The 22,763-nt window shown below is 74.5% G+C and carries 18 protein-coding genes; 10 read left to right on the forward strand and 8 right to left on the reverse strand.

Annotated elements, in window-relative coordinates:
* Window positions 1–2 precede the first annotated feature (2 nt).
* The gene (locus ACR9E3_RS00105) at window positions 3–503 is read left to right on the forward strand and encodes a hypothetical protein (RefSeq protein WP_460377477.1); all 501 of its coding nucleotides are present in this window, start codon (window positions 3–5) and stop codon (window positions 501–503) included.
* On the opposite strand, the gene ACR9E3_RS00110 is transcribed toward ACR9E3_RS00105, so the two are convergent.
* The 3 genes from ACR9E3_RS00110 to ACR9E3_RS00120 form a co-directional block, all read right to left on the reverse strand.
* The gene (locus ACR9E3_RS00110; protein ID WP_460377478.1) at window positions 504–863 is read right to left on the reverse strand and encodes a DUF1761 family protein; all 360 of its coding nucleotides are present in this window, start codon (window positions 861–863) and stop codon (window positions 504–506) included.
* 132 nt (window positions 864–995) lie between these two features.
* Window positions 996–1,835 carry an ABC transporter permease gene (locus ACR9E3_RS00115; RefSeq protein WP_460377479.1) on the reverse strand — a complete coding sequence of 280 codons (840 nt, stop codon included), beginning with the start codon at window positions 1,833–1,835 and terminating at the stop codon, window positions 996–998.
* A complete protein-coding gene (locus tag ACR9E3_RS00120; protein ID WP_460377480.1) occupies window positions 1,832–4,816 on the reverse strand; it encodes an alpha/beta fold hydrolase in 2,985 nt (994 codons plus the stop codon). Before ACR9E3_RS00120 ends, ACR9E3_RS00115 begins: the two co-directional genes overlap by 4 nt.
* Window positions 4,817–5,096: 280 nt before the next feature.
* Between ACR9E3_RS00120 and ACR9E3_RS00125 the strand changes: the two genes are divergently transcribed.
* The 5 genes from ACR9E3_RS00125 (at window position 5,097) to ACR9E3_RS00145 (ending at window position 9,911) form a co-directional block, all read left to right on the forward strand.
* The gene (locus ACR9E3_RS00125) at window positions 5,097–6,173 is read left to right on the forward strand and encodes a TerC family protein (protein WP_460377481.1); all 1,077 of its coding nucleotides are present in this window, start codon (window positions 5,097–5,099) and stop codon (window positions 6,171–6,173) included.
* 160 nt (window positions 6,174–6,333) lie between these two features.
* Window positions 6,334–7,413, forward strand: a complete 1,080-nt coding sequence (locus ACR9E3_RS00130; RefSeq protein ID WP_460377482.1) for a hypothetical protein — start codon at window positions 6,334–6,336, stop codon at window positions 7,411–7,413.
* On the forward strand, window positions 7,410–8,366 hold the full coding sequence (locus ACR9E3_RS00135) for an ABC transporter ATP-binding protein (protein ID WP_460377483.1): 957 nt from the start codon (window positions 7,410–7,412) through the stop codon (window positions 8,364–8,366). Before ACR9E3_RS00130 ends, ACR9E3_RS00135 begins: the two co-directional genes overlap by 4 nt.
* Window positions 8,363–9,379, forward strand: a complete 1,017-nt coding sequence (locus tag ACR9E3_RS00140) for an ABC transporter permease (protein ID WP_460377484.1) — start codon at window positions 8,363–8,365, stop codon at window positions 9,377–9,379. Before ACR9E3_RS00135 ends, ACR9E3_RS00140 begins: the two co-directional genes overlap by 4 nt.
* A gap of 88 nt (window positions 9,380–9,467) precedes the next feature.
* Complete coding sequence (locus ACR9E3_RS00145) at window positions 9,468–9,911, forward strand: response regulator (protein WP_460377485.1); 444 nt, start codon at window positions 9,468–9,470, stop codon at window positions 9,909–9,911.
* On the opposite strand, the gene ACR9E3_RS00150 is transcribed toward ACR9E3_RS00145, so the two are convergent.
* Window positions 9,854–11,530 (reverse strand): sensor histidine kinase, encoded by a 1,677-nt coding sequence (locus tag ACR9E3_RS00150; protein WP_460377486.1) that lies wholly within the window; start codon window positions 11,528–11,530, stop codon window positions 9,854–9,856. The genes ACR9E3_RS00145 and ACR9E3_RS00150 overlap by 58 nt on opposite strands.
* 76 nt (window positions 11,531–11,606) lie before the next feature.
* A complete protein-coding gene (locus tag ACR9E3_RS00155) occupies window positions 11,607–12,437 on the reverse strand; it encodes an esterase/lipase family protein (RefSeq protein ID WP_460377487.1) in 831 nt (276 codons plus the stop codon).
* Window positions 12,438–12,487: 50 nt separating this feature from the next.
* Here ACR9E3_RS00155 and ACR9E3_RS00160 point away from each other — a divergent pair, with 50 nt between their 5' ends.
* Complete coding sequence (locus ACR9E3_RS00160; RefSeq protein ID WP_460377488.1) at window positions 12,488–13,390, forward strand: SCO6745 family protein; 903 nt, start codon at window positions 12,488–12,490, stop codon at window positions 13,388–13,390.
* A gap of 83 nt (window positions 13,391–13,473) precedes the next feature.
* Here ACR9E3_RS00160 and ACR9E3_RS00165 read toward each other — a convergent pair whose 3' ends face one another.
* Complete coding sequence (locus ACR9E3_RS00165; protein WP_460377489.1) at window positions 13,474–13,680, reverse strand: hypothetical protein; 207 nt, start codon at window positions 13,678–13,680, stop codon at window positions 13,474–13,476.
* Window positions 13,681–13,759: 79 nt separating this feature from the next.
* Here ACR9E3_RS00165 and ACR9E3_RS00170 point away from each other — a divergent pair, with 79 nt between their 5' ends.
* Window positions 13,760–14,746, forward strand: coding sequence for an FAD-dependent oxidoreductase (locus ACR9E3_RS00170; RefSeq protein ID WP_460377490.1), 987 nt, complete (start codon window positions 13,760–13,762; stop codon window positions 14,744–14,746).
* A 40-nt stretch (window positions 14,747–14,786) separates the two neighbouring features.
* Window positions 14,787–16,703, forward strand: coding sequence for a translational GTPase TypA (gene typA / locus ACR9E3_RS00175; RefSeq protein ID WP_460377491.1), 1,917 nt, complete (start codon window positions 14,787–14,789; stop codon window positions 16,701–16,703).
* On the opposite strand, the gene ACR9E3_RS00180 is transcribed toward typA, so the two are convergent.
* On the reverse strand, window positions 16,704–17,384 hold the full coding sequence (locus ACR9E3_RS00180; protein ID WP_460377492.1) for a DedA family protein: 681 nt from the start codon (window positions 17,382–17,384) through the stop codon (window positions 16,704–16,706).
* 257 nt (window positions 17,385–17,641) lie between these two features.
* Between ACR9E3_RS00180 and ACR9E3_RS00185 the strand changes: the two genes are divergently transcribed.
* Window positions 17,642–21,175 (forward strand): hypothetical protein, encoded by a 3,534-nt coding sequence (locus tag ACR9E3_RS00185; protein WP_460377493.1) that lies wholly within the window; start codon window positions 17,642–17,644, stop codon window positions 21,173–21,175.
* A 10-nt stretch (window positions 21,176–21,185) separates the two neighbouring features.
* Here ACR9E3_RS00185 and gndA read toward each other — a convergent pair whose 3' ends face one another.
* Complete coding sequence (gene gndA / locus ACR9E3_RS00190; protein ID WP_460377494.1) at window positions 21,186–22,625, reverse strand: NADP-dependent phosphogluconate dehydrogenase; 1,440 nt, start codon at window positions 22,623–22,625, stop codon at window positions 21,186–21,188.
* Window positions 22,626–22,763: the final 138 nt, after the last annotated feature.

Here is a 22,763-nt window from a genome sequence, read left to right on the forward strand (position 1 = left end):
CGGTGGACACCGACGGGTTCGTCGACGTCCTCGCGACGGCGCACGTCACGGTGGGCGCCCGGCCGGCGGTGATCGAGATCCGGCAACGTCCGGGTGGTCGGGACGAGGTGGCGATCGGCGGGCTGCTGCTCGTGGCCGTCGTCGGCGTCGCCGGTCTGCTGTCGGCGCCGTTCTCGGTCGCGACGGTGGTGCTGGCGCCCTTCGTGGTGCTGTTCGGCGTCGCGGGCTGCTGGCTGCTCGGGCAGCGCCTCCGCACGCCCGCGGTCCGTCTCGACTGCGTCGCGTGGAGCGCCGCCGGCGCCGGCATCCCGCGGCGGCGGTCGTTCGGCCGACCGCCGATCGTCCACACCACCGCGGCCCGCGACCGCTACGGCAGCGCCGACGTCGTCCTCAGCGCGGGCCACCGCTCGACGGTGGTCGTCGGGCGGGTCCCCGGCGCGGAGGCGGAGGAGATCGCCCGGACGCTGCGCCGGTTGGTGCGCGAGCGGGACCTCACGCGCTGATCAGGGCTTGATCAGCCAGTCGCCGGCGTGCAGGGCGGCGACCGCGGTCGGCACGCTCTCGTGGAACACCGAGCCGGCGAGCAGGACGACGGGGAACGCCACCCACAGCCCGGCCGCGAGCAGCAGCGCCGCCCCGACGCCGGCGACGCCGACGGCGGCGAGCAGCACGGCGGCCCCGGCGGCGAGCACGACGTTGCGGGCGAGCTCCACCACTGCGGTGGCCCCGCCCGAACGCTCCGGGGCGCCGGCCGGCCGGGCTCGGGCGAGCACGACGCCGAGGGCGCAGTAGTAGGTCCCGCTCGCGACGAGCGCGGCGAGCGCCGCGGCGGGGACGGCGATCAGCGTGGCGGTGGTGACCATGGCGAGCTCCTCGGCGTGTGCGGGTGTCACCCCCACCACGGACGGAGCCGGACCGATCGACAGGTCGAGCGGGTGGATTTCCTGACGTCTGACGCCAGCGTGGACGCCAGGCTGACAACTCCCCGGACCTCGCTAGCTGGTGATGTCCTTGCGGCGGAAGTACCAGACCGCCGTGGCGCCGAAGGCGATGCACCAGACCAGGGCCGAGAGGACGCCGCGGGCGAGGTCGGTGCCGTCGACGTCGAGGGTGAGCAGGTCGGCGAAGGCGAACACGTCGTGGGTCGGCAGGACGTTGCGCAGCGAGCCGAGCGCGTCGACCGTGTCGAGGATCTGCGACAGGATCGACACGAGCACGGCGCCGCCGACCGCGCCGAGCGGGGCGTCGGTGAGCACCGAGAACAGCGTCGCGACGCCCGCCACCCACAGCAGGTGGACCGCCAGGTACGCCACCGCGAGCAGGATCCGCACGATCGCCGTGCCGTAGGGCAGGGACTCGCCGGTGGGGGAGAGGTAGTCGCCCGCTCCGTACACCAGCGTCCCGAGCACGATCGCCACGACGGGCAGCACCACGAGCGTCGCCAGCGACAGCAGCGCCGCGACGATCGTCTTCTGCCGCAGCAGCCGCACGCGCGGCACCGGGATCGCGAGCAGGTAGCGCAGTGACGACCACGACGCCTCGCTCGCGACCGTGTCGCCGAAGAAGAGCGCCACGACCACGACGAACAGGAAGCTCGCCGACGAGAACAGCGCGAACACCGCGAAGTTCGGCCCGGAGGCCTGGGCGAGGTCGGTGAGGCTCGTGGCCGCGGTGCCCCGCTGGGGGGCGTCGCCGACCGAGAACGCGATCCAGAGGATCACCGGCAGCAGGGCGAACAGGCCGAGCGTCACCTGGGTCCGGCGCCGGCGCCACTGCCGGGCCAGCTCGACGCGGACGGGCAGCGTGCGGGGTTCACCGAGCGACGTCGTGCTCACGGGCGGGGGGCCTCCTCCCCGATCAGCGCCAGGAAGGCGTCCTCGAGGCGGCGCCGGGGTCCGACGCCGCGCACCTCGAAGCCGGCCTCCACCAGGGTGCGCACGACCTCGGCGCGGTCGACGCCGCCGAGGTCGACGAGGACGACGTCGGTGGCGGACGGGTCGGGCTCGACGTCACGCACGCCGTTGCGGCCGCGCAGCACCGACACCGCCTCGTCGCGGCGCCCGGAGACCGTCACCGCGACCTGGCCGCCGGCGACCAGCTCGGCGACCTCGCCGGTGGCGACGACACGGCCGTGGTGCATGACGACGACGTGGTCGCACGTCTGCTCGACCTCGGCGAGCAGGTGGCTCGACACGAGGACCGTGCGCCCGTCACGGGTCGAGCTCCGCTCCGCTGCGTCTCCCGGACCGCCGCGCGCGTACGAGCGCAGCACCTCGCGCATCGCGTGGATCTGGGGCGGGTCGAGGCCGTTGGTGGGTTCGTCGAGCACGAGCAGGTCGGGCAGGCCGAGCATCGCCTGGGCGATGGCCAGGCGCTGGCGCATGCCCTGGCTGTAGGTCCGCACGGCGCGCTCGACCGCCGTCCCGAGCCCGGCGATCTCCAGCGCCTCGTCGAGGTGCGCCTCCTCCGGCGGGCGGCCGGTGGCGGCCCAGAAGAGCTCGAGGTTGTCGCGCCCCGACAGGTGCGGCAGGAACCCGGCGCCCTCGACGAACGCGCCGACGCGCGCGAGCACCGGCGCGCCGGCGACCACGCGGCGGCCGAAGATGCGCAGCTCGCCTGCGCTCGGGGCGATGAGGCCGAGCAGCATCCGCAGGGTCGTCGTCTTCCCGGCGCCGTTGGGCCCGAGCAGGCCCAGCACCTGCCCGCGCTCGACGGTGAACGAGACGTCGTCGACCGCCACGAGCCCGCTGGGCCACGACTTCGACAGCCCCCGCACGACCAGCGGCGTGTCGGCGAGCTCCTCCTCGAGGGCCAGGACGCCGCCGGGCTCGAGGTCGCGGCGCCGTCGGCGGGCGGCGAGCACCCGGGCGGTGAGCCAGGCGACGAGCACCCCGAGCAGCAGCACCCCGGCCGCGATCAGCGGGGCGAGCGGCACCGAGGTCCCGCTGCGGACGTCGCCGGGCACCGACGGCACCGACAGCGCGGAGTCCCCGGCGAGCCCGATCCGGTACACCGCCGGTGCGGTCGCTGCGGAGTACGCCTGGTCGGTGGTCGCGACGGCGACCTCGAGCCGGTGCCCCGCCGGCAGCGTCGCGACGACGGCCGGGAGGCTGACCTCGACCTCGGTGGGTGTCGCACCGGGGGCGGGCAGGCGCAGCGGCGAGACGGCGTTGCCGAGCAGGGTCCGGGTGCCCGGGCCGCCGTCGCCGGCCGCCACGTCGTAGACCTTGGCGAACAGCACCGGCTCGCCCGACGGGCGTCCCGGCACCGCCGACACCGAGAGCCGCACCCGCGGCGCGCCGGCGACGACCGTGCGGGCGGCCAGCGGGTCGGTCGAGAACGTCGCCGCCTGGCCGGGCAGGTCCGACGCCAGGCGACCCAGCAGCGCCGACGCCCCGCCGGAGCCGCCGCCCCCGGAGCCGCCCCCGCCGCCCCCGGAGCCCCCGCCCGAGCCGCCCCCGGAGCCGCCGTCGTCCTCGTCGTCCCCCGAGCCGCCACCCGAGCCACCGCCCGATCCCCCTCCCGAGCCGCCGCCCGCCGCGCCGGCGAGCCCGGCCAGTCCCGGCACGGAGGAGATCGCGGACGGCGCACCGCCCGCGGGGGCGACGACGTCCTGCGCCTCGCCGCGCAACGGCAGCGCCGTCCGCGGGGTGCCCGCGCCGCCGTCGAGGCCGGGGTAGGTGCTCGCCGTGATCGTCCGCTGGGTCGGGGCGCTGCGCGCCTGGACCCCGGACGGCACGACGTAGGTGAACGCCGTGCCCGGGTCGGGTGCGGTGCCGGCGAGGTGGTGGTCGAACCACGCCTGCATGCGGGCGGTGGTGCGCTGGTCGGGGCCGCCGCCGTCGTGGCCGCCGGCGAACCAGCTCACCGCGACGGTCCCGCCGCCCGCGGCGATCTCGCGGGCGGTGGCGTCCGCCTGGTCGAGGCCGAAGAGGGTGTCCCGCTCGCCCTGGACGAGCAGGGTCGGCGCGGCGATGCGCTCGGCGACGCTCGCCGGCGAGGCCTGCGCGAAGAAGCCCGCGAGGTCGGCGGGCTCGCGCCCGGTGGTGATCGCCGCGACGTACCCGGCGCACACCTCGGGCAGGAACCGTCCGCACACCTGGGGCGCCGCGGCCTCCTGCCCGGGCGCCGGGCGCGAGCCGCTGCCGAAGAACAGCGCAGCCCAGGCGCGCTTGAACACTCCGTCGGGGGCGGCGGCGCTCGCGGCCGGGGTCGAGGCCGGGTCGGCGCCCGCGCGGTTCGGGAAGAGCGCCTGGCCGAGGTCGTTCCAGGTGATGACGGGGATGGTCGCGTCGACCCGGCGGTCGGTCCCGGCCAGCAGCAGCGCGAGCGCCCCGCCGTAGGACTCGCCGGTGACGCCGACCCGCGGGTCGCCCGGCGCGTCCTGACGGACCTCCGGGCGCGCGGCGAGCCAGTCGACGAGCTGCTGGGCGTCGGCGACCTCGTAGTCGGGGGAGTTCAGGGCGATCTGCCCGGTGCTGGCGCCGAACCCGCGGGCCGACCACGCCAGCGCCACGTAGCCGCGCTCGGCCCAGGCGCGGGCGTCCGCCGCGACCGAGTCCTTGCTGCCCCCGAAGCCGTGCGCGACGAGCACCGCCGGCGCGGGACCAGTCGTCGCGGGCAGCCACAGGGTGGCGTCGAGGCTCTGCGGCTGGTCGCGGGCCGGGCCGTCGCGCACGTCGATGCGCAGGTTCTCGCTCCGCACCCCGGTCCCGGCGCCGGGCGCGGGCGCCGCCGACCCCGCGGCCGCCGTCACGAGCCCGAGCAGGCCGACGGTGAGCACGACGCCGAGGACCCGCAGCGGGCGGCTGATCACGAAATCCACGCTAACCCAGCGGCGTCTGTGCTGGTCGTGAGCGCCCCTCCCGGGGTGGGACGCGCCACCCGGGGCCCCGTCGCGCTGCGCTCACGGAGGTGACACACTGCGTGGCGGAGGGGAGTATCCCTGCGCGTCGGCCTCGTCAGCACGGCCGCCGCACCGGTCGGAGGACCGGTGTCGGTGCCCGGGGCCGCCGGTCGTCCGAACGGACGACGGGAGAGACCTCCGGCGGAGCCGTCTGCCCTGACGGCACCCCGGAGGGATCGGAGACCGTCGGATGTACGTGCCGTTCTGGGTGTGGGCCCTGACCATCGTGGGTCTGCTGGCCGTGCTCGCCCTGGACCTGGCCATCGTCGGCCGCCGCCCCCACGAGGTCGGGGTGCGCGAGGCGGCCCGCTGGGTCGGCGTCTACGTCGGTCTCGCGGCGCTGTTCGCGGGCGGGCTGGCCCTGCTGGCGGGGCAGGACAAGGCGACGGAGTTCGTCGCCGGCTACGTCCTGGAGTACTCGCTCTCGGTCGACAACCTGTTCGTCTTCCTGCTGATCATGAGCGCGTTCGCGGTCCCGCGCGCCTACCAGCACCGCGTGCTGCTGTTCGGGATCCTCATCGCGCTCGTGCTGCGCGGCGCGTTCATCCTGGCCGGCGCGGCGGCGATCGAGCGCTTCAGCTGGCTGTTCTACCTGTTCGGCGCGTTCCTCGTGCTCACCGCGCTCAAGGTCGTCACGGAGTCCGACGACGACGAGGAGTACCGCGAGAACGCCGTGCTGCGCCTGCTGCGGCGCGTCCTGCCCATGACCGACGACTACGTCGGCACCCGCTCGGTCGTCCGGCGGCGCTCGGCCGCGGGCCGGATGCGGTGGCTGGTCACGCCGATGCTGTTCGTGATGGTCGCGATCGGCACGACCGACCTGCTGTTCGCGCTGGACTCGATCCCCGCGATCTTCGGGCTGACCCGCGATCCCTACATCGTGTTCGCCGCCAACATGTTCGCGCTGATGGGGCTGCGCCAGCTCTACTTCCTGCTCGGCGGCCTGCTGCGCAAGCTCGTGTACCTCCAGTACGGCCTCGGGATCATCCTCGCGTTCATCGGCGTCAAGCTCGTGCTCGAGGCGCTCCACACCAACACGCTTCCGTTCCTCAACGGCGGCCGGCCGGTGGACGTCTGGGTCATCGGCATCGAGCTCTCCCTCGCCGTCATCGTGGGTGTGCTGGCCATCACCACGGTGGCGAGCCTCGTCAAGGTCCGGTTCTTCCCGGACCGGTCTGCGCAACCCTCCGAGCAGGACTCCGACCAGCCCACGGCGCTGGGCCGGGAGGCCCACCCGGCCGGCACATCGCGGTCCTCGGGCTCCTGACGACCTCACCGGGTCGCCACCGTCCGGCCGGTTCGGTGGCACCCTCGACGGGGATCGGTCGAGGGGAGTCGGTAGCTCGGTGGCGGGACGGTCGGGGACGGCGACGTGGCGCGCGTGGCGCAGCTCCTGGACGGGTCCGCGGAGCCCGTGGCGGTGGGCCGTGGTGGCCGTCGTGGGCGCGCTGCTCGTCGGCGTGCCCGCGGTGCTCTCGACTCGCCCCGGCGACGCGACGGCCGACCCGGCGCAGCTGCGCGATCTCGTCACCGCGTCGGCCGACAAGCCCTGGACCGGCTACGCCGAGGCGCGGGCCGGTCTCGGCGTGCCCCGCATCGCCGCCCTGTCCGACGTGAGCACCCTGCTCTCGGGCGTGACGCGCATGCGCGGCTGGTACGCCGCCCCGGACCAGGTGCGCACCGACGTGCTGACGCCGGTGGGGGAGCGCGACCGCTACGTCACCCCCCGCGGCCAGGCGGTGTGGGACTACGGCGCCGAGCTGCTCACGCTCGTCGCCCGCGATCCGCGGGTCCGGCTGCCCCGTCCCGAGGACCTGCTGCCCCCCGACCTCGCCCGCCGGTTGCTGGCCGGGACGTCGCCGAGCGACCCGGCGACCGCGCTCCCGGCACGGCGCGTGGCGGGGGTGGACGCCGCCGGCGTGCGGGTCACCGTCGCCGATCCCGAGACGACCGTCGGGGCGCTCGACGTGTGGGCCGACCCGTCCACCGGGCTCCCGGTCGCGGTGGAGGTGCGGGCGAAGGGCGCCCCCGACCCCCTCATCAGCACCGCCTTCGCCGAGCTGGCGCAGGGCCCGCCCGATCCCGGCGCCCTCGTCCCCCGCCGCGGGCCGGGCGCGGGTGTCACGCGCAGCCCCACGTCGGACCTCTTCGGCGTCCTCGGTCGCGGCGACGGGTCGACGCTGCCCGACCGCCTCGCCGGCCGGGACCGCGAGCCGCCCGAGCGCCGCTTCCCCGCCCTGGGCCAGTACGGCACGACGCTCGGCCAGCTCATCGCCGTGCCGCTGCCCCCGGACCTCGCCGGGAACCTCCTGTCCGGGATCGATCGTGCCGGGGCAGGCCGGACGCTGACCGTCGACGGCCAGGGTTCGGCGCTGGAGACCCCGCTGCTCACGCTCGCGGTGGTGCGCAGCCAGGACGGGACGCGGGCCTGGGCGCTGTCCGGTCTGGTGCCGCGGGCGACGATCGACACCGGCGCGGCCGACCTGCTGGCGGGGGGACAGACGTGAGGGGCGACCGGCTGGTCATCGAGACGCGGGGCCTGACCAAGCGCTTCGGGGCGCACGTCGCCGTCGACGACGTCGACCTGCACGTCGCCGAGGGCGACCGCTACGGGTTCCTCGGCCCCAACGGGTCGGGCAAGACGACCATGGTGCGGATGCTGCTCGGGCTGGTCTACGCCACGCGCGGCGAGATCACGGTGCTGGGCCGGCCGGTGCCCGCGAAGGTGGCCGAGGTGCTGCCCGAGATCGGCGCGATGGTCGAGGGCCCGGCGGCGTACCCGCACCTGTCGGGGCGGGCGAACCTCGCCCTGCTCGACGCCTCCGGTCCCCGCCGGTCCCGCGACGGGCGACGCCGGCGTGACCGGGTCGAGGAGGTCCTCGAGCGTGTCGGGCTCGGCGCTGTCGACCGCCGTCCCGTCCGCGCGTACTCGCTCGGCATGCGCCAGCGCCTCGGGCTCGCCGGCGCGCTGCTCAACCGGCCGCGCCTGCTCGTGCTCGACGAACCCACCAACGGCCTCGACCCGCACGGCATCCGGGAGGTGCGCGACCTGCTGGGCGACCTCAACGCCGCTGGCACCACGGTCTTCCTGTCGAGCCACCTGCTCGCCGAGATCGAGGCGCTGTGCACCACCGTCGGCGTCGTCGACCGGGGCCGGCTCGTGCTCGAGGACGACCTCGACGCCGTGCGCGGGCCCACCGGCCGGCTCGTCGTGCGGACCCCCGACCCGGACGCGGCCGCGCGGGTGCTCGGGCGGGCGGTGGCCGAGCGGTACGACCACACCCTCGTCGTCGACGGCGCCCCCGGCGGCCCGCCGGCGCTCGCCCGGCACCTCGTCGAGCACGGCGTGCCCCTCGACGGGCTGGTCGAGCAGCGCCGCAGCCTCGAGGACGTCGTCGTCGACCTCACCGGGCCCGGGTCCGACACGGCGAGGGCGCGCCGGAACGGGGCCCGCCCGTGATCCGCGTCGAGCTCCAGAAGCTGGTGCGCCGGCCCCGGACGTGGGTGGCGGTGGGCCTGCTGTGCCTGCTGCCGGCGATCGTCGCCGTGTTCCTCGCGACCACCCGGATCTCCCCGCCGCCCGGGCAGGGGGCGGCGTTCCTGTCCGCGGTGCTGCAGTCGGGCTCGCTCTACCCGGCCGCGGCGCTGGCGCTGGTGCTGCCGATCTTCCTGCCGGTGGCGGTGGCGGTCGTCGCCGGCGACTCCGTGGCCGGCGAGTCCTCGCAGGGCACGCTGCGCTACCTGCTCGTGCGGCCCGTGCGCCGGACGTCGCTGCTGCTGGCCAAGCTGGTCGCGGTCGTGGTGTTCGTGGTCGGGACCGTGCTGGCGGTCGCGGGCACGTCCTACGTCGTCGGGGTGTCGCTGTTCGGCGCGGGCGACCCGGTCGCGGTGGTCCAGGCGCTGCCCGAGGTCACCGGGGGCGACGACGCCGTCGCGGGCACCGGCCCGTCCGGCGGCGGCCAGCCGCAGCAGCAGCCCGCCGCGGGCGGGCAGGTCGGAGGTCAGGGCGCCCCCCAGGCCCGCCCCGGCGCGGACACCGGCGACACCACCGCGGCCGACGACCAGGCGGCCCGCGAGCGCGCCCAGTCGTCGGTCTCGTCGCTGTCGGGCGACGCCCTCGGTCCCGCCGACCTCGCCGCCCGCATGCTCGGCGCGATGGTCTACGTGACCGTCTCGATGCTCGGTGTCGCGGCGATCGCGCTGTTCCTCTCGACGGTCACGACCTCGTCCCTCGGCGCCACCCTGGGCGCCCTCGCCGCCCTGATCACGAGCCAGGTGCTGGTCAGCCTCGACGCGGCGTCGTCCGTCACGCCCTACCTGCCGACGCGCTACTGGCTCGCGTGGATCGACTTCTTCCGCGATCCGATCTTCCTGCGGGACATCACGGCCGGCCTGTGGCTCCAGGCGGGCTACGTGGTCGTCCTCATGCTGGCGGCGTGGGCCAACTTCGCGACCAAGGACGTCACGAGCTGATACGACCGGTCGGCCGATAGAGGGAATCACAAGCCGTGGTTACGGTGTTCAGGCCCGCAGCCGGCCACGGAGAGCAAGGACCGTCGACGTGCCAGGACCCGACGCCCTCGTGCTGTTCGTCGAGGACTCCCCGCAGGACGTCGAGGCCGTCGGGCGCACCCTGGCGGCGGCGCACCCGCGCGCGCGGCTCGAGGCCCTGGGTGACGGGACGTCCGCGCTCGAGCGTCTCGCCGACACCGAGGCCGAGCTCCCCGACCTCGTCCTGCTCGACCTCAACGTGCCCGGGCTCGACGGCCACGGGGTGCTCTCGACCGTGCGCCGGCGGGCGCCGCTCGACGGGCTCCCGGTGGTGGTGCTGACGTCGTCGACGCGCCCCCAGGACATCGAGGCCTGCTACCGGGCGGGCGCCAACAGCTACGTGGTCAAGCCGGTCGAGCTCGCCGCGTTCCAGGCGATCCTGCGCGGGGTCTTCGCCTACTGGCTCGGCACCGCCCCGGAGCTGGGCACCGTGAACCAGAACGAGCTGCCCTGACCCGGCTGTGAGTCGACCCCGATCCGGCCGCCGTGCCGCTCGACGATCTTGCGGCTGATCGCGAGGCCCATCCCGAGGCCGTCGGCCCGTCCCGGGTGCAGGCGCTGGAACGGGGCGAAGACCTGGTCGCGGCGCTCGTCGGGGATGCCGATGCCGTTGTCGCGCACGTAGACCGCGCAGTCGGTCGCGCGGGACCCCGCCGGCAGTGGACCGAGGCCGACCTCGACCCAGCGGGGCTCGTCGGCGGCGTACTTGACGGCGTTGACCACGAGGTTGGTGAGCACCTCGCCCAGCTGGACGCGGTCCCCGCGCACCGCCGGGAGCCGGCCGTCGCGCCGGAGCTCCACCCCCGCGTCGCGGCAGCGTTCGGCGACCACCTCGGCGACCTCGTCGAGGACGCCGTCGAGGTCCACCAGCACCGGGTCCAGCTCGCCCCGGCCGGCCTGGGAGTAGCGCAGCAGGGAGTCGAGCAGGTCGTCCATGCGCACCGCGAGCAGGCCGATCGTGCGCAGGCGCCGCATCGACTCCGCGTCGAGGTGCGGCGCGTCCTCGAGGACGAAGCCCGCGGTCTGGGCCACCGCACGCAGCGGCTCCCGCAGGTCGTGCGAGGCCGCGTAGGCGAACGTGTCCAGCTCCGCGTTGCTCCGCGCCAGCTCGGCGTTCCACGCGGCGAGGTCGTCGCCGCGGCGCGCGGCGACCTCGGCCGCGACCGTCGCCCGCAGCTGCTCGTCCACGCGCACCGCGAGCAGCAGCATCGTCAGCAGCAGCACCGCGAGCAGCATCTGCAGGTAGATGTGGCTGACCCCCGGCGCGACGCCGAGGGTCGCGGAGAACCCGAGACCGTCGGCCTCGCCCTGCGCGGCGGTCAGCGCGGTGGCGAGCCCGACGACCGCGACGGCGCCGACACCCAGACGCAGCGCGACCCAGATCAGCACCAGGGTCGGCAGGTAGACCAGCACGAGCGTCTGCGACCAGAACAGGGCGGCGGTGGTGCCGACGGCCACGACGGTCGCCGCCGCGGTGGACAGCGCGGTGCGGCGGGTCCACGGCAGGGTCAGGACCGCCACGACCGCCGTGCCGACCACGAGCACGGCCAGCCCGTCGCCCAGCCACCAGCGCGCCACGAACGCGTACCAGGGCCGGGTGGGGCCGGCGATCTCCGCGACCAGCGCGCCGACGAACCCGCCGGCCAGCGGGGCGACGACGACGGCGCCGCCGAGGAACCCGGCGAGGTCCCGCTGCCGGCTCAGGTCCGGGCGGCCGCGGGCGACGGCGCGGGCCAGGGTCGCGCCGAGGGCGGGCTCGACGGTGTTGGCGACGGCGTACCCGAGGGCGGCGACGAGGCTCAGCCCGGTGGCGAGGTCGATGGCGACCTCGGCGACGGCGGCCCCGAGCAGCACCGCGGGCCACCACCGCCGCCCGAGGACGCACAGCAGCGCCACCGTCCAGCCGGCCGCGGGGAAGAACGACGGGCCGAGGCCGTTCGGGTCGAACCAGGACATGGCCGTGAACCCGGCGGCCGTGTACCCGACGCCGGCGACCGCGAGCACCACGAGGTGGCGGACCGGGAGCGGCAGGTGGCTCGCGGCACGCTCGAGGGGGACCAGCGCGCCGGGCATCCCCTCATCGTGGGCGGCCGATCGGGAGCCCCGAAGCCGCCTTTCGTCGCCATTCGTGCGCCCGCCGGGCGCAGCCTCAGGAGCCCTCGGAACCCTCCGTGCGCAGCGCGTCGCACTGGGTCGCGTCGGCGGTCGGCAGGGGACCGGTCCCCAGGGCGCGCAGGACGAGGCCGACCGACAGCGGATCCACCGGCAGCCGGGAGTGGGGGACGGTCGCGTCGCTGCAGACGTCCTGGAGCCGGACGGCGTCGGTGCCGGGGAGATCCGCCGAGTCGGGCGGAGTGACCGTCTCGTCGTCGGCGCTCCACAGCGACAGCCACGGCAGGCCGGGCGGCGCGGTGGCGAGCCCGCGCAGCAGCGAGCTGCCGGGGGCGAGCTGCTGGCAGGCGCGGGGGCAGGCGCCGGGCACCAGGGCACCGCCGGCGGCGGCGAGCTCGGCACCCCGCAGCGGCGAGCCGAGGGTGACCACGCGGCGCACGGCGGGGGCGGTGCGCTCGCGGTCGAGATAGACGCGCGTCGCCACGCCGCCGGCGGAGTAGCCGACGACGTCGACCGACGGCGCGCCCTCGTCGAGGAGCCCGCGGACGGTGTCGTCGATCGTCGCCGCCTGCGCCACCAGGTCGCCGGTGCCCCCGGAGGGCAGTTCGACGATCACCGCGCGGCGGCCGTCGGCGCGCAGGCGGTCGGTCAGCGCGATGAACGCCGCCCGGTTGCCGCCGTAGCCGGGCACCAGGACCACCGCGCCGGGCACGGCGGGATCGGCCGGCGGCGGGACGCGGTACTGGCGCGCGACCCCGAGCCCGACCAGCACGACCAGGACGGCGGCGAGCGCGACCAGCGCGAGCACGAAGGCGCGCCGGCGCGGGGCCAGGCCGCCGAGCGGTGCCCGCGGGGGCCAGGTCGCCATACCGCCCAGTGTGCCGGGCGAGCGTTGCCTCCTCGTGGGACGGTGCGGCCGTGGCCACACCCACCGACACCACCGACAGCGCCGTCGACCCGACCGAGGCGGCCCGCACCGCCGGACGCCTCGAGCCCGTGCACTCGATGATCTACTTCGTCCCCGAGGTGGGCGAGGAGCTCTCCGCACTGGGCATCACCCGCTCCAGCGCGCAGTACTTCGCCCAGCGCGCGGCGCCCATGGGCGCGGTCGGGCCCGGCGTCGTCGCGGCGACGTTCTTCAACTTCAACCCGGCCCTGATCGCCCGGTCGGTGCCGGCGGTGTGGTCGTCCGCGTCGCCGGGCGACGTCGTCAACGCCCGGCTGCGTGCCGCCGACGCCGCGCTGCGCCGCCTGCTCGGCGACGAGGTGTCGTCGGCCGCCGTGACCGAGTCCGCCACCCTCGCCCGGCGTGCCTGCGAGGGCGCCACGGGCGAGGACCGCCCGCTCTACGCCGCCCACGCCGACCTGCCCTGGCCCGACGAGCCGCACCTCATGCTGTGGCACGCGGTCACCCTGCTGCGCGAGCACCGCGGCGACGCCCACCTGCACGCGCTGACCTCGGCGGGCCTGTCCGGCATCGAGGCGCTGGTCACCCACGTCGCCACCGGCAAGGGCTTCACCGTCGGGTTCGCCCAGCAGAGCCGCGGCTGGTCGGAGGCGCAGTGGGCCGACGCGTCGGCGGGCCTCGTCGACCGCGGTCTGCTCGACGACGCCGGCGGCCTCACCGACGCCGGCGCCGCCGTGCGCGCGGAGATCGAGGACCACACGACGCGCATGTCGCTGGCGCCGTGGCGCCACCTCGGCGCCGAGGGGATGGCCCGGCTCGGCGAGGTCTCCCGCCCGCTGTCGAAGGCCGTCCTGGCCGCCTTCGCCGTCGACGGCGTCTTCGCCCCGGGCTCGCCCCGCGCCGCGAAGGGCTGAGGCCCGGGGTCGTTGCAGCGAACGTGGCGTTCGCTGCTTCTAGGCGCGCGAAGTCCCCGTTCGCGGCGGCGCCTCGGGGCCGCTCAGCCCAGCTGCTGGGGCTTGTCCGGCGCGCTGACCCGCTGCGGGTCCTTCGCCCGCCGGGCGAGCCAGATCCCGCCACCGACGATCAGCGCGGCCGGTAGGAGCCACAGCGCGGCCCCGAGCAGCCAGTGCACCACCGGGAGCACGACACCGCCGATCAGCACCACCGCGCCGATCCCCGCCAGAATCCAGAGCACGACCTTCATGTCAGGAGATGCTCCGCCGGTCAGCGCCCCGGGGGATCGGGGTGCACCCTGAACCGTCTCGGGGTCGGGAGGGGTGCGCATGCGGGTGGTCGTGGTCGGCGCGGGCATCGTCGGCCTGGCGACGGCGTACGCCCTGCGTGCGGCGGGGGCCGATGTGCGCTGCCTCGACGCGGGCGAGCCGATGGGCGCGCGCTCGGCGGGGGACACGCGCATCTTCCGCGTCGCGCACGGCGACCCGGGGCTGGTGGCCGAGGCCCGGCGCAGCTCGGAGCTGTGGGACGACTGGTCGCTCGCCGCGGGCCGGACGTTCGTCGGCGGCGAGCGCCTGGTGGTCAGCGGACCGCGCGTGCCGGCGTGGTCGGCGGCGATGACGGCGGCCGGGGCGATCCACCGGGTGTCGCAGGGGGCCCTGCACGACCCGGCGGGCGGCGTCCTCGACCTCGCCGGGGCGGGGGCCTTCCTGGCCGCCGCGGTGGATCCTCGGCGCGCCGAGGTGAGCGGTGTCGACGCCGACGGCACGGTGCACCACGCCGACGGGCGCACCGAGCAGGCCGACGCCGTCGTCGTCGCGGCCGGTGCGGGCACCCCGGCGCTCGTCGCGCCGCTCGGCGTCACGGTCCCGGCGGAGCTCGAGCACCACGCCCGTTTCACGTTCGCCGGGCCCGCCGACCAGCCCTGCCACCTCGACGGACGCCCGGACGGGCCGCTCGCCAGCACGTACCAGCACCGCACGGCCGCCGGCCACTGGGCGATCGGGGGGCACCTGCCGGACGCCGACACCGCCTGGGAGCTGGGGGCCGACGAGGTCGCCCGCCGGTCACGCGCCGCGGTCGTCGACCACGTCCGGCGTCACCTGCCGTCCCTCGACCCGGACCCGGTCGCCGAGCTGCGCTGCACCCCGATGCGCGGCGCCGGCGACGGCGTGCACCGGGCCCGGGCGGGCGCCGTCCACACCGTCTGGGGCGACAACCTGGCGAAGCTCGCGCCCCGGATCGGCGAGCTGATCGCCGGGGACGTGGTGGGGGACACGCCGGTCGCCGCCGGTGGGCGAGATCACGCCCCGTAACCTGGAGGGGTCGCATCCGCGTCCCGACTGGAGTTCTCGCGTGTCCGTCACCGCCCCCGAGCGTTCCGAGCCCGCCACGACGGGACGCTCTGACCTGCGCAACGTCGCGATCGTGGCGCACGTCGACCACGGCAAGACGACGCTCGTGGACGCGATGCTGCGCCAGTCCGGTGCCTTCTCCGCGCGTACCGAGCCGGTCGACCGGGTCATGGACTCCGGCGACCTGGAGCGCGAGAAGGGCATCACGATCCTCGCGAAGAACACCGCGATCCACCGTGAGGGGATCACCTACAACATCATCGACACCCCCGGCCACGCCGACTTCGGCGGCGAGGTCGAGCGCGGCCTGTCGATGGTCGACGGGGTCGTCCTGCTGGTCGACGCCAGCGAGGGCCCGCTGCCGCAGACGCGCTTCGTGCTGCGCAAGGCGCTTTCCGCGCACCTGCCGGTGATCCTCGTGGTGAACAAGACCGACCGCGCGGACGCGCGCTGCGCCGAGGTCGTCGACGAGTCGCTCGAGCTGCTCCTCGAGCTCGCCACCGACCTCGGGCTGGACGACGACGTCGTCGCGAACCTGCTCGACCTGCCCGTCGTCTACGCCAGCGCGCGCGCCGGGAAGGCGTCCACCGAGCGCCCGGCGGACGGCGAGGTGCCCGACTCCCCGGACCTCGCGCCGCTCTTCGCGATCCTCGACCGGCAGGTCCCGGCCCCGACCGACGACCTCGACGGCCCGCTGCAGGCCCACGTCACCAACCTCGACGCGTCGTCCTACCTCGGGCGCATCGCCCTGTGCCGCGTGCGCTCCGGGCGGATCCGCCGCGGCCAGCAGGTCGGCTGGTGCCGCGCGGACGGGTCGGTGACGCGGGTCAAGGTCACCGAGCTGCTGCGCACCGAGGCGCTCGAGCGCGTGTCCACCGAGTACGCCGACGCCGGCGACATCGTCGCCGTCGCCGGGATCGCGGACGTCACCATCGGCGACACCCTCGCCGACCCCGAGGACCCGCGCCCGCTGCCGCGGATCACCGTCGACGAGCCGGCGATCGCGATGACCATCGGCATCAACACCTCGCCGCTGGCCGGGCGCGATCCCAAGCCGGGCACCAAGCTCACCGCCCGCCTGGTGAAGAACCGCCTGGACGCGGAGCTGGTCGGCAACGTGTCGATGCGCGTGCTGCCGACCGAGCGGCCCGACGCCTGGGAGGTCCAGGGCCGGGGCGAGCTGGCGCTGGCGATCCTGGTCGAGCAGATGCGCCGCGAGGGCTTCGAGCTCACCGTCGGGAAGCCCGAGGTGGTCACCCGGGTGGTCGACGGCAAGGTGCACGAGCCGTTCGAGCGCTTGTCGGTCGACGTCCCGGACGAGCACCTCGGCGCGGTGACCCAGCTCCTCGCGGCCCGCAAGGGCGAAATGCTCGAGATGGCCCACTCGGCCTCCGGACAGGTCCGGATGGAGTTCCGGGTCCCCTCGCGGGGGCTCATCGGCTTCCGGACCGAGTTCCTCACCGAGACCCGCGGCACCGGCATCGCCAACCAGCTCTTCGACGGCTACGGCCCGTGGGTCGGCGAGCTGCGCGCCCGCATCTCCGGCTCGCTGATCGCCGACCGCGCCGGCGCGGTCACCGGCCACGCCGTCGGCCTGCTCGCGGACCGCGGCGACCTGTTCGTCGGGCCGACCACCCCGGTGTACGCCGGCATGGTCGTGGGCGAGAACTCGCGCTCGGAGGACATGGAGGTCAACATCGTCCGCGAGAAGAAGCTGACCAACATGCGCCAGTCCTCGCAGGACGTCCTCGAGCGCCTTACCCCGCCGCGCATCCTCTCCCTCGAGCAGTCGCTGGAGTTCTGCTCCGAGGACGAGTGCGTCGAGATCACGCCCGGCGCGGTGCGCATCCGCAAGGTCATCCTCGACGCCCAGGAGCGGCACAAGGCGCGCAACCGCTCGAAGCAGGGCCTCGCCTGATCACCAGAACGTCGGGCGCTCGATCACCTGGGTCGGGGCCTCCATCCGCTTGACCTCGCGGTGGCGCCGGTAGCGGCGCGCCAGCATCAGCACGACGAGCGCGACGAGGACGACCAGCACGACCGTCTGGAAGACGCCGGCGTAGCGCTCGACGAGGTGCCACCGCGAGCCGAGCGCGAAGCCGCCCGCGACGAACACGGTGTTCCAGATCAGGCTGCCCAGAGCGGTCAGCCCGATGAACTCCCACCAGGGCATCCGGCGTTGCCCGGCCGGGATCGAGACGAACGAGCGGACCCCGGGGATCATCCGCCCGACGAACACCGCCGCGCGCCCGTTGCGGTCGAACCACTGCTCGGCCTTGACGACGTCGCGCTCGTGCACCAGCGGCATGCGTGCCAGCGTCCGGCGCAGCCAGGAGTCGGAGGCGAGCATCCCGATCAGGTAGAGCGCCACGGCGCCGACCACCGACCCGCCGGTGGTCCACGCGACCGCCGCGGCGAGCGAGAACTCTCCACGCCCGGCCGCGAACCCCGCGAGCGGCAGCACGATCTCGCTGGGGATCGGCGGGAAGAGGTTCTCCAGCGCGACGATGAGGCCGGCCCCGGGCGCGCCGAAGGACGCCATGAGGTCGGTGGCCCAGCCGGCGAGACCGCCGTCGGTCGGGGGAGCGGCGACGAGCATGACCGGTCAACGTTCGCGACGCGTTCGGTTCTCCCCGGAAGCGCCATGATCCTGCCCAGCCGTCGGATTCGCGGCGTGCGTCCGGTGTCTCTACTACGAACCGTCATCAAGACTGGGCTTGATGGGTGATCTCACGCCGAGAGATCACCGGCGTTGAGTACCTTCCGTCAACTACTACGCCTGGTGTGGCGTCCGTGCTCCATCAGGAGGTGGGTGTGGTGGCGCTGACGGTGGCATCCGATGTCGCGACTGTCGCGATGACGTACGACGATCCGGCGAACCTGGCCTGGCTGACGGGCGTCGACGGGACCATCAGGACGGTGCGGCTCCTCGACGGGGCCGTCCGCCGTCGAGGAGGGGGCTACGCCGACCCGGTGTCCGCATTGCCGCTCGCTGACGGGCTGCGGCTCGTGGTGGCCGAGCGCGACGGCGCGATCTGGCTGACCTCCCGCGATGACGTCGACCGGGTCGGCGCCCTGTCGCTGGCCACGATGTCCGGCCCGATCCTCGCGGCTGACGTCGACGGAATGCTGGTCCGTCTGCTGGTGGACCGCGGCGGGAGCGCCGACCTGGTGTCCCTCGATCCGGATACGAACGACGTCCGCACGCTCGCTACCGACCTCGGCGACGTCCGGGCGATGTCGATCGACCGGGCTCGGGCACGCACGCTGCTCCTGCGGGGGCCGTCCGACGATGATCAGGTGCTGGTCGTCGTCGACGATGCAGGCACGGCGACCGTGCTGCCGCACTCGCTGACCGGCATCGTTGCGGCGATCGCGGTCCCGTGGGGCTACTGCGACGCGCTCGTGGTCGACGCCGGCGGGGAGTTGCACCTCCTGTACGACGACGGCTCGCAGTCGACCGAAGCGGGCGCAGGGTCAGTGACGTGCATGAGCCATTGGGGTTCGGCGATCCTGCTCGCGACAGCCGGCGGCGATCTCGTCCTCCACGAATGGCAGCTCGACGCGGGCGCGCTGGCGATCATGCCTGCGATCGCGCTCCTGGCCGTCGGCGGATGGGTGCGTCTGCGGGTCGATCTCGGCGGGCGGTCTTTCGACGATGTCGACTTCGCCGTGGCCGAGGGCCTCGACGGCGGGTCGGTGTCGGCCGGCCGGGAGCCGCGTGCGGACGACGGGACCGACGGTGTCGTCGTGCTGGCGGGAGCGGTCCCGGGCGAATACCACCTGCAGGCGTTCGAGCGCTCCACCGGCGACCTCCTCGCCACCCACCGCTATCGGGTGAGCGCCGGCTGGCCGGACGACGAGGTCGGGCCGCCCGTCGCCCTCACCGGCCCCGCGACCCTGTTCAACTGGGGCGGCACCGGCGCGATCCCGAACTACACGAAGGCTCACCAGACGGCGCCGAGGACCTGGAAGGTCGCGGTCGTCCTCCTCAGCACCGCGGAGGGAGCGTTCACCGCGGCGGAGGCCGCGGCGGCCGCCACCGAGTGGGACGGGCGCCTGCGCGGCTCGCCGGTGTCGGCCCGCGCCTTTTACGAGGAGGTCTCGTACTTCGCGGCCGGCAGCCACGGCACGACGATGGAGCTGCTCGGCAACCGGGTCCTCGGCCCGATCGACCTCGCCAGCGGCTGGGGCACGCTGTTCGAGCAGAGCACCCCGGGGGACCTCGACGACGGCTGGATCCACCGCGACGACGCGATCGGCTTCCTGGGCGTCGCCGTGAGCCTCTACCTCCGCGGCCAGCCCGACGGCGCCGCGATCCTGCGGGACGCCGACGCGGTCGTCCTCGTCGTGCGGACGCCGGCGCCGGACGGGCCGGTGCCGGTGGGCCCCGGGAAACAGCTGCCGACCCGGTACATCCATGCCATCCAGGACTCGGCCTTCGACTACTGGAACATGAACTCGTTGCTGGTCCTGGACGACCGGCGACGCATCCCGACGGTCCTGATGCCGAACGCCTATCCGGCGTACCTCGTCGCGAACCCTGATCTGCCGTTCCGGTTCCCGGAGACCAACACGTTCGACCTCTGCCACGAGCTCGGACACACCCTCGGACTGGACGATCTCTACGACGGCGGGTTCGACATCCCGGCCGAGATCGCACCCAGGCTGGTCGGTCGTGGTGACCTCATGGACGAGAACGCCCGCGGACCGCACTTCTCGGTGGCCAACCGGATGCGGCTCGGATGGCTGCCGCGGAGCTGGGTGAAGGTCTTCGATTTCCGGGTCCGGCAGGAGGGCGGCGAGGTCGCTCTGCACGCGATCGAGGACCTGACGGCCTCGGGGCCGCCCGGCACGGAGAAGGCGGCGATCGAGATCCCGATCGACGACGGTTGGAGCTACTTCTTCGAGTACCGCAGGCGACAGACCGGTCAGGTGGGCGATCAAGACATCAAGGCACTCGACGGGGAGTTCCACCATCCGGCGAGATCGAGATTGGTCATGGGCACCGATGTCCGCGTCCCGCCCCCCGGAACGGAACCGCGCGACGAGCTGCCTTTTCTCGGCGGGGTGGCGCGCCCGCCGATCCTCCGGCTACCTCTCGACGTCGACGGGGACGGACCGGGCCTGCACGCCGGCCAGGACTACCGCGACAGCGACGTCACCAACCCGCAGCGGATGTACGACTTCGTCGCCACCGCGACAGCCGTTCCCGGAGCCGGCGGAGCGGATACCGCGACGATGACGATCGAGTACCTGGAGGCGAACCGGCCGCAGCTGGTCATCCACCCCGCGCCCGGGCGCGGGGACTACCTCAGCAAGGACATCGAGCTGCTCCCGGTCACCGAGAAGGTCGCGCCCCGTGTCGTCAAGGGAGCGACCAACAGGGTGCGCGTCCGGGTGTGGAACACGGGGACGCTCGCCGCGGACAAGGTGCAGATCCATGCAGGGTGGCTCCCGTTCACGACGACGGCGGGTGCCGTGCGGAAGCTGAAGGATCCGGAACCGTTCGCCGTCCCGGCACGCGACGTCAATGGTGCCCCGGGTTCGCACGAAGTGATCGTCGAGTGGGAGGTCGATGCCTCCGTGCCCGATCCGGCCACGGGAATCGAGATCGATCATTTCTGCTTCCAGGTCCAGGTCGACCACTACGTGGACCCGATCCACATGACGAAGGAGATCGTGGTCGACGACAACTGGGCCCAGTCCAACTTCTCGACGAAGTGGCTTCCCCACGGGTCGCCGTCGGAGCGCTCCGGCACAGTCGTCGCGGCGACCAATACGCGCTCACGCCCGACGCGCTACCGGTTCGGGCTCCACCAGACCAGCGAGCTCTTCCGTGTGTACCTCGACGCCGCGTGGCGTCGGCTCGACGTGGGCGAGAACGCGTCCGTCGGACTGTCGTACGAATCGCTGGCCGGCGACCCGGTCCACGGAGAGGCGTTCGACGCGGCGGCGTCCGAGGTCGTCCCGACGAGCACCGTGTCCGTGTCGAGCTGGGCCGACCCGGGTCCGGGCACCCGGTGTCGCACCCCGCGCCCGCATTTCGGCGGCACGATCAGGCTGTTCGCCGGCCGGCGATGCTGGGTCTCGGACGTCGTGCTGACCTCCGACGGAGTGCGGGCGAGCTTCCGATGGGGTTCGTCGCAGGCTCCCGACCCCGTCGACAGCGGTGACGCCCGTCTCGTGGCCTGGTGGACGGAGGCACCGACGGACCAGTGGCGCTCCGCTGCCGCCATCGCCCACGACGGCGACGCCTACCTGCCGCTGTCGGACGACCTGCGGAACCGGGTCGAACTCGGTGAGGAGGTCATGTGCCTGGTCGCGCGGGTCGGCGACGTGCGGTTCGCCGAGGTCGTCTCCCCGGTCACCCGGTTGTTCGAGGGCTGAGCGCCGGCACTCAGCGCTCTTCCTGCGGACGGCCCTCCTCGGCCCAGCGGGTGTGGAACGTGCCCTCGCGGTCGGTGCGCCGGTAGGTGTGCGCGCCGAAGAAGTCGCGCTGGCCCTGGATCAGCGCGGCCGGCAGGCGCTCGGCGCGCAGGGCGTCGTAGTACGCGAGCGCCGTCGAGAACCCGGGCGCCGGGATGCCGAGCTGGGCGGCCACGGCGACGACGCGCCGCCAGGCGTCCTGGGCGCCGGCGAGCGCCTCGCTGAACGACTGGTCGGTGAGCAGCGTCGGCAGGGCGGGGTCGCGGCGGTAGGCGGCGGTGATCTCGTCGAGGAACCGCGCCCGGATGATGCAGCCGCCGCGCCAGATCGAGGCGACCGCGCCGAGGTCGATCGACCAGTCGTACTCCTCGGCGCCGGCCTGGATCTGGTTGAAGCCCTGGGCGTAGGCGACGATCTTCGAGGCGTAGAGCGCCTGCTCGATGTCGTCGGCGAAGCCCTCGGCGGCGGCGCCCTCGAGCACTGCGCCGGACGTGCCGGGCAGCCCGCGGGCGGCGTCGCGCAGGTCGCGGTGGCCCGAGAGCGAGCGGGAGAAGACGGCCTCGCCGATGCCGGTGACCGGCACGCCCAGCTCGAGGGCGCCCTGGACCGTCCAGCGGCCGGTGCCCTTCTGCTCGGCCTCGTCGGCGACGACGTCGACGAACGGCTTGCCGGTGTCGGCGTCGACGTGGGCGAGGACCTCGGTGGTGATCTCGATGAGGTAGGAGTCGAGGCGGCCCTCGTTCCACGAGCGGAACGTGTCCGCGATCGCCGCGGGGTCGAGGCCGAGGCCCTTGCGCAGCAGGTCGTACGCCTCGGCGATGAGCTGCATGTCGGCGTACTCGATGCCGTTGTGGACCATCTTCACGAAGTGGCCCGCGCCGTCCGCGCCGATGTGGGTGCAGCAGGGCTCCCCGTCGACCTTCGCCGCGATGTCCTCGAGCAGCGGGCCGAGCGCGTCGTAGGCCTCCTTCGGCCCGCCCGGCATGATCGACGGGCCGTTGAGGGCGCCCTCCTCGCCGCCCGAGACGCCCATCCCGACGAAGTTGAGGCCCTTCTCGGAGAGAACCTTCTCCCGACGGCGGGTGTCGAGGAAGTGGGCGTTGCCGGCGTCGATGATCACGTCGCCCTGCTCGAGCAGCGGGGTGAACTCGTCGATCACCGCGTCGGTGGCCGCGCCCGCGGGCACCATCAGCACGATCCGCCGGGGCCGCTCGAGGGCGTCGACGAACTCCTGCGCCGACTCGGCCCCGACGAACGTGCCCTCGTCGGAGAAGTTCTCCACGAGCTCACGCATGCGCTGCGCGCTGCGGTTGTGCACCGCCACGACGTGCCCGTGCCGGGCGAGGTTGCGGGCGAGGTTGCGCCCCATGGTGGCCAGGCCGCTGACGCCGATCTCGGCTTTCGCACTCACGCGGTGCAGAGTGCCCACCCGACTGCCCGTCACACCAGTACCGATCGGTGATCAACGCCGCGCGTCACCGGACCGTCGCCGGTGGTCACCGGCCCGTCGGCACACCCGAACGGGTGACCACCCTCCCGGGGCCCGGGT

The sequence above is a fragment of the Actinomycetospora sp. C-140 genome (assembly GCF_054796175.1).

Excerpts from the sequence above, each read along its gene's own strand:
- ACR9E3_RS00155 (WP_460377487.1), bottom strand. The coding sequence starts at position 12,437 with ATGGCGACCTGGCCCCCGCGGGCACCGCTCGGCGGCCTGGCCCCGCGC.
- ACR9E3_RS00180 (WP_460377492.1), bottom strand. The coding sequence starts at position 17,384 with ATGCTCGTCGCCGCTCCCCCGACCGACGGCGGTCTCGCCGGCTGGGCC.
- ACR9E3_RS00125 (WP_460377481.1), top strand. The coding sequence starts at position 5,097 with ATGTACGTGCCGTTCTGGGTGTGGGCCCTGACCATCGTGGGTCTGCTG.
- ACR9E3_RS00170 (WP_460377490.1), top strand. The coding sequence starts at position 13,760 with ATGCGGGTGGTCGTGGTCGGCGCGGGCATCGTCGGCCTGGCGACGGCG.
- ACR9E3_RS00185 (WP_460377493.1), top strand. The coding sequence starts at position 17,642 with ATGACGTACGACGATCCGGCGAACCTGGCCTGGCTGACGGGCGTCGAC.
- ACR9E3_RS00150 (WP_460377486.1), bottom strand. The coding sequence starts at position 11,530 with ATGCCCGGCGCGCTGGTCCCCCTCGAGCGTGCCGCGAGCCACCTGCCG.
- ACR9E3_RS00165 (WP_460377489.1), bottom strand. The coding sequence starts at position 13,680 with ATGAAGGTCGTGCTCTGGATTCTGGCGGGGATCGGCGCGGTGGTGCTG.
- ACR9E3_RS00110 (WP_460377478.1), bottom strand. The coding sequence starts at position 863 with ATGGTCACCACCGCCACGCTGATCGCCGTCCCCGCCGCGGCGCTCGCC.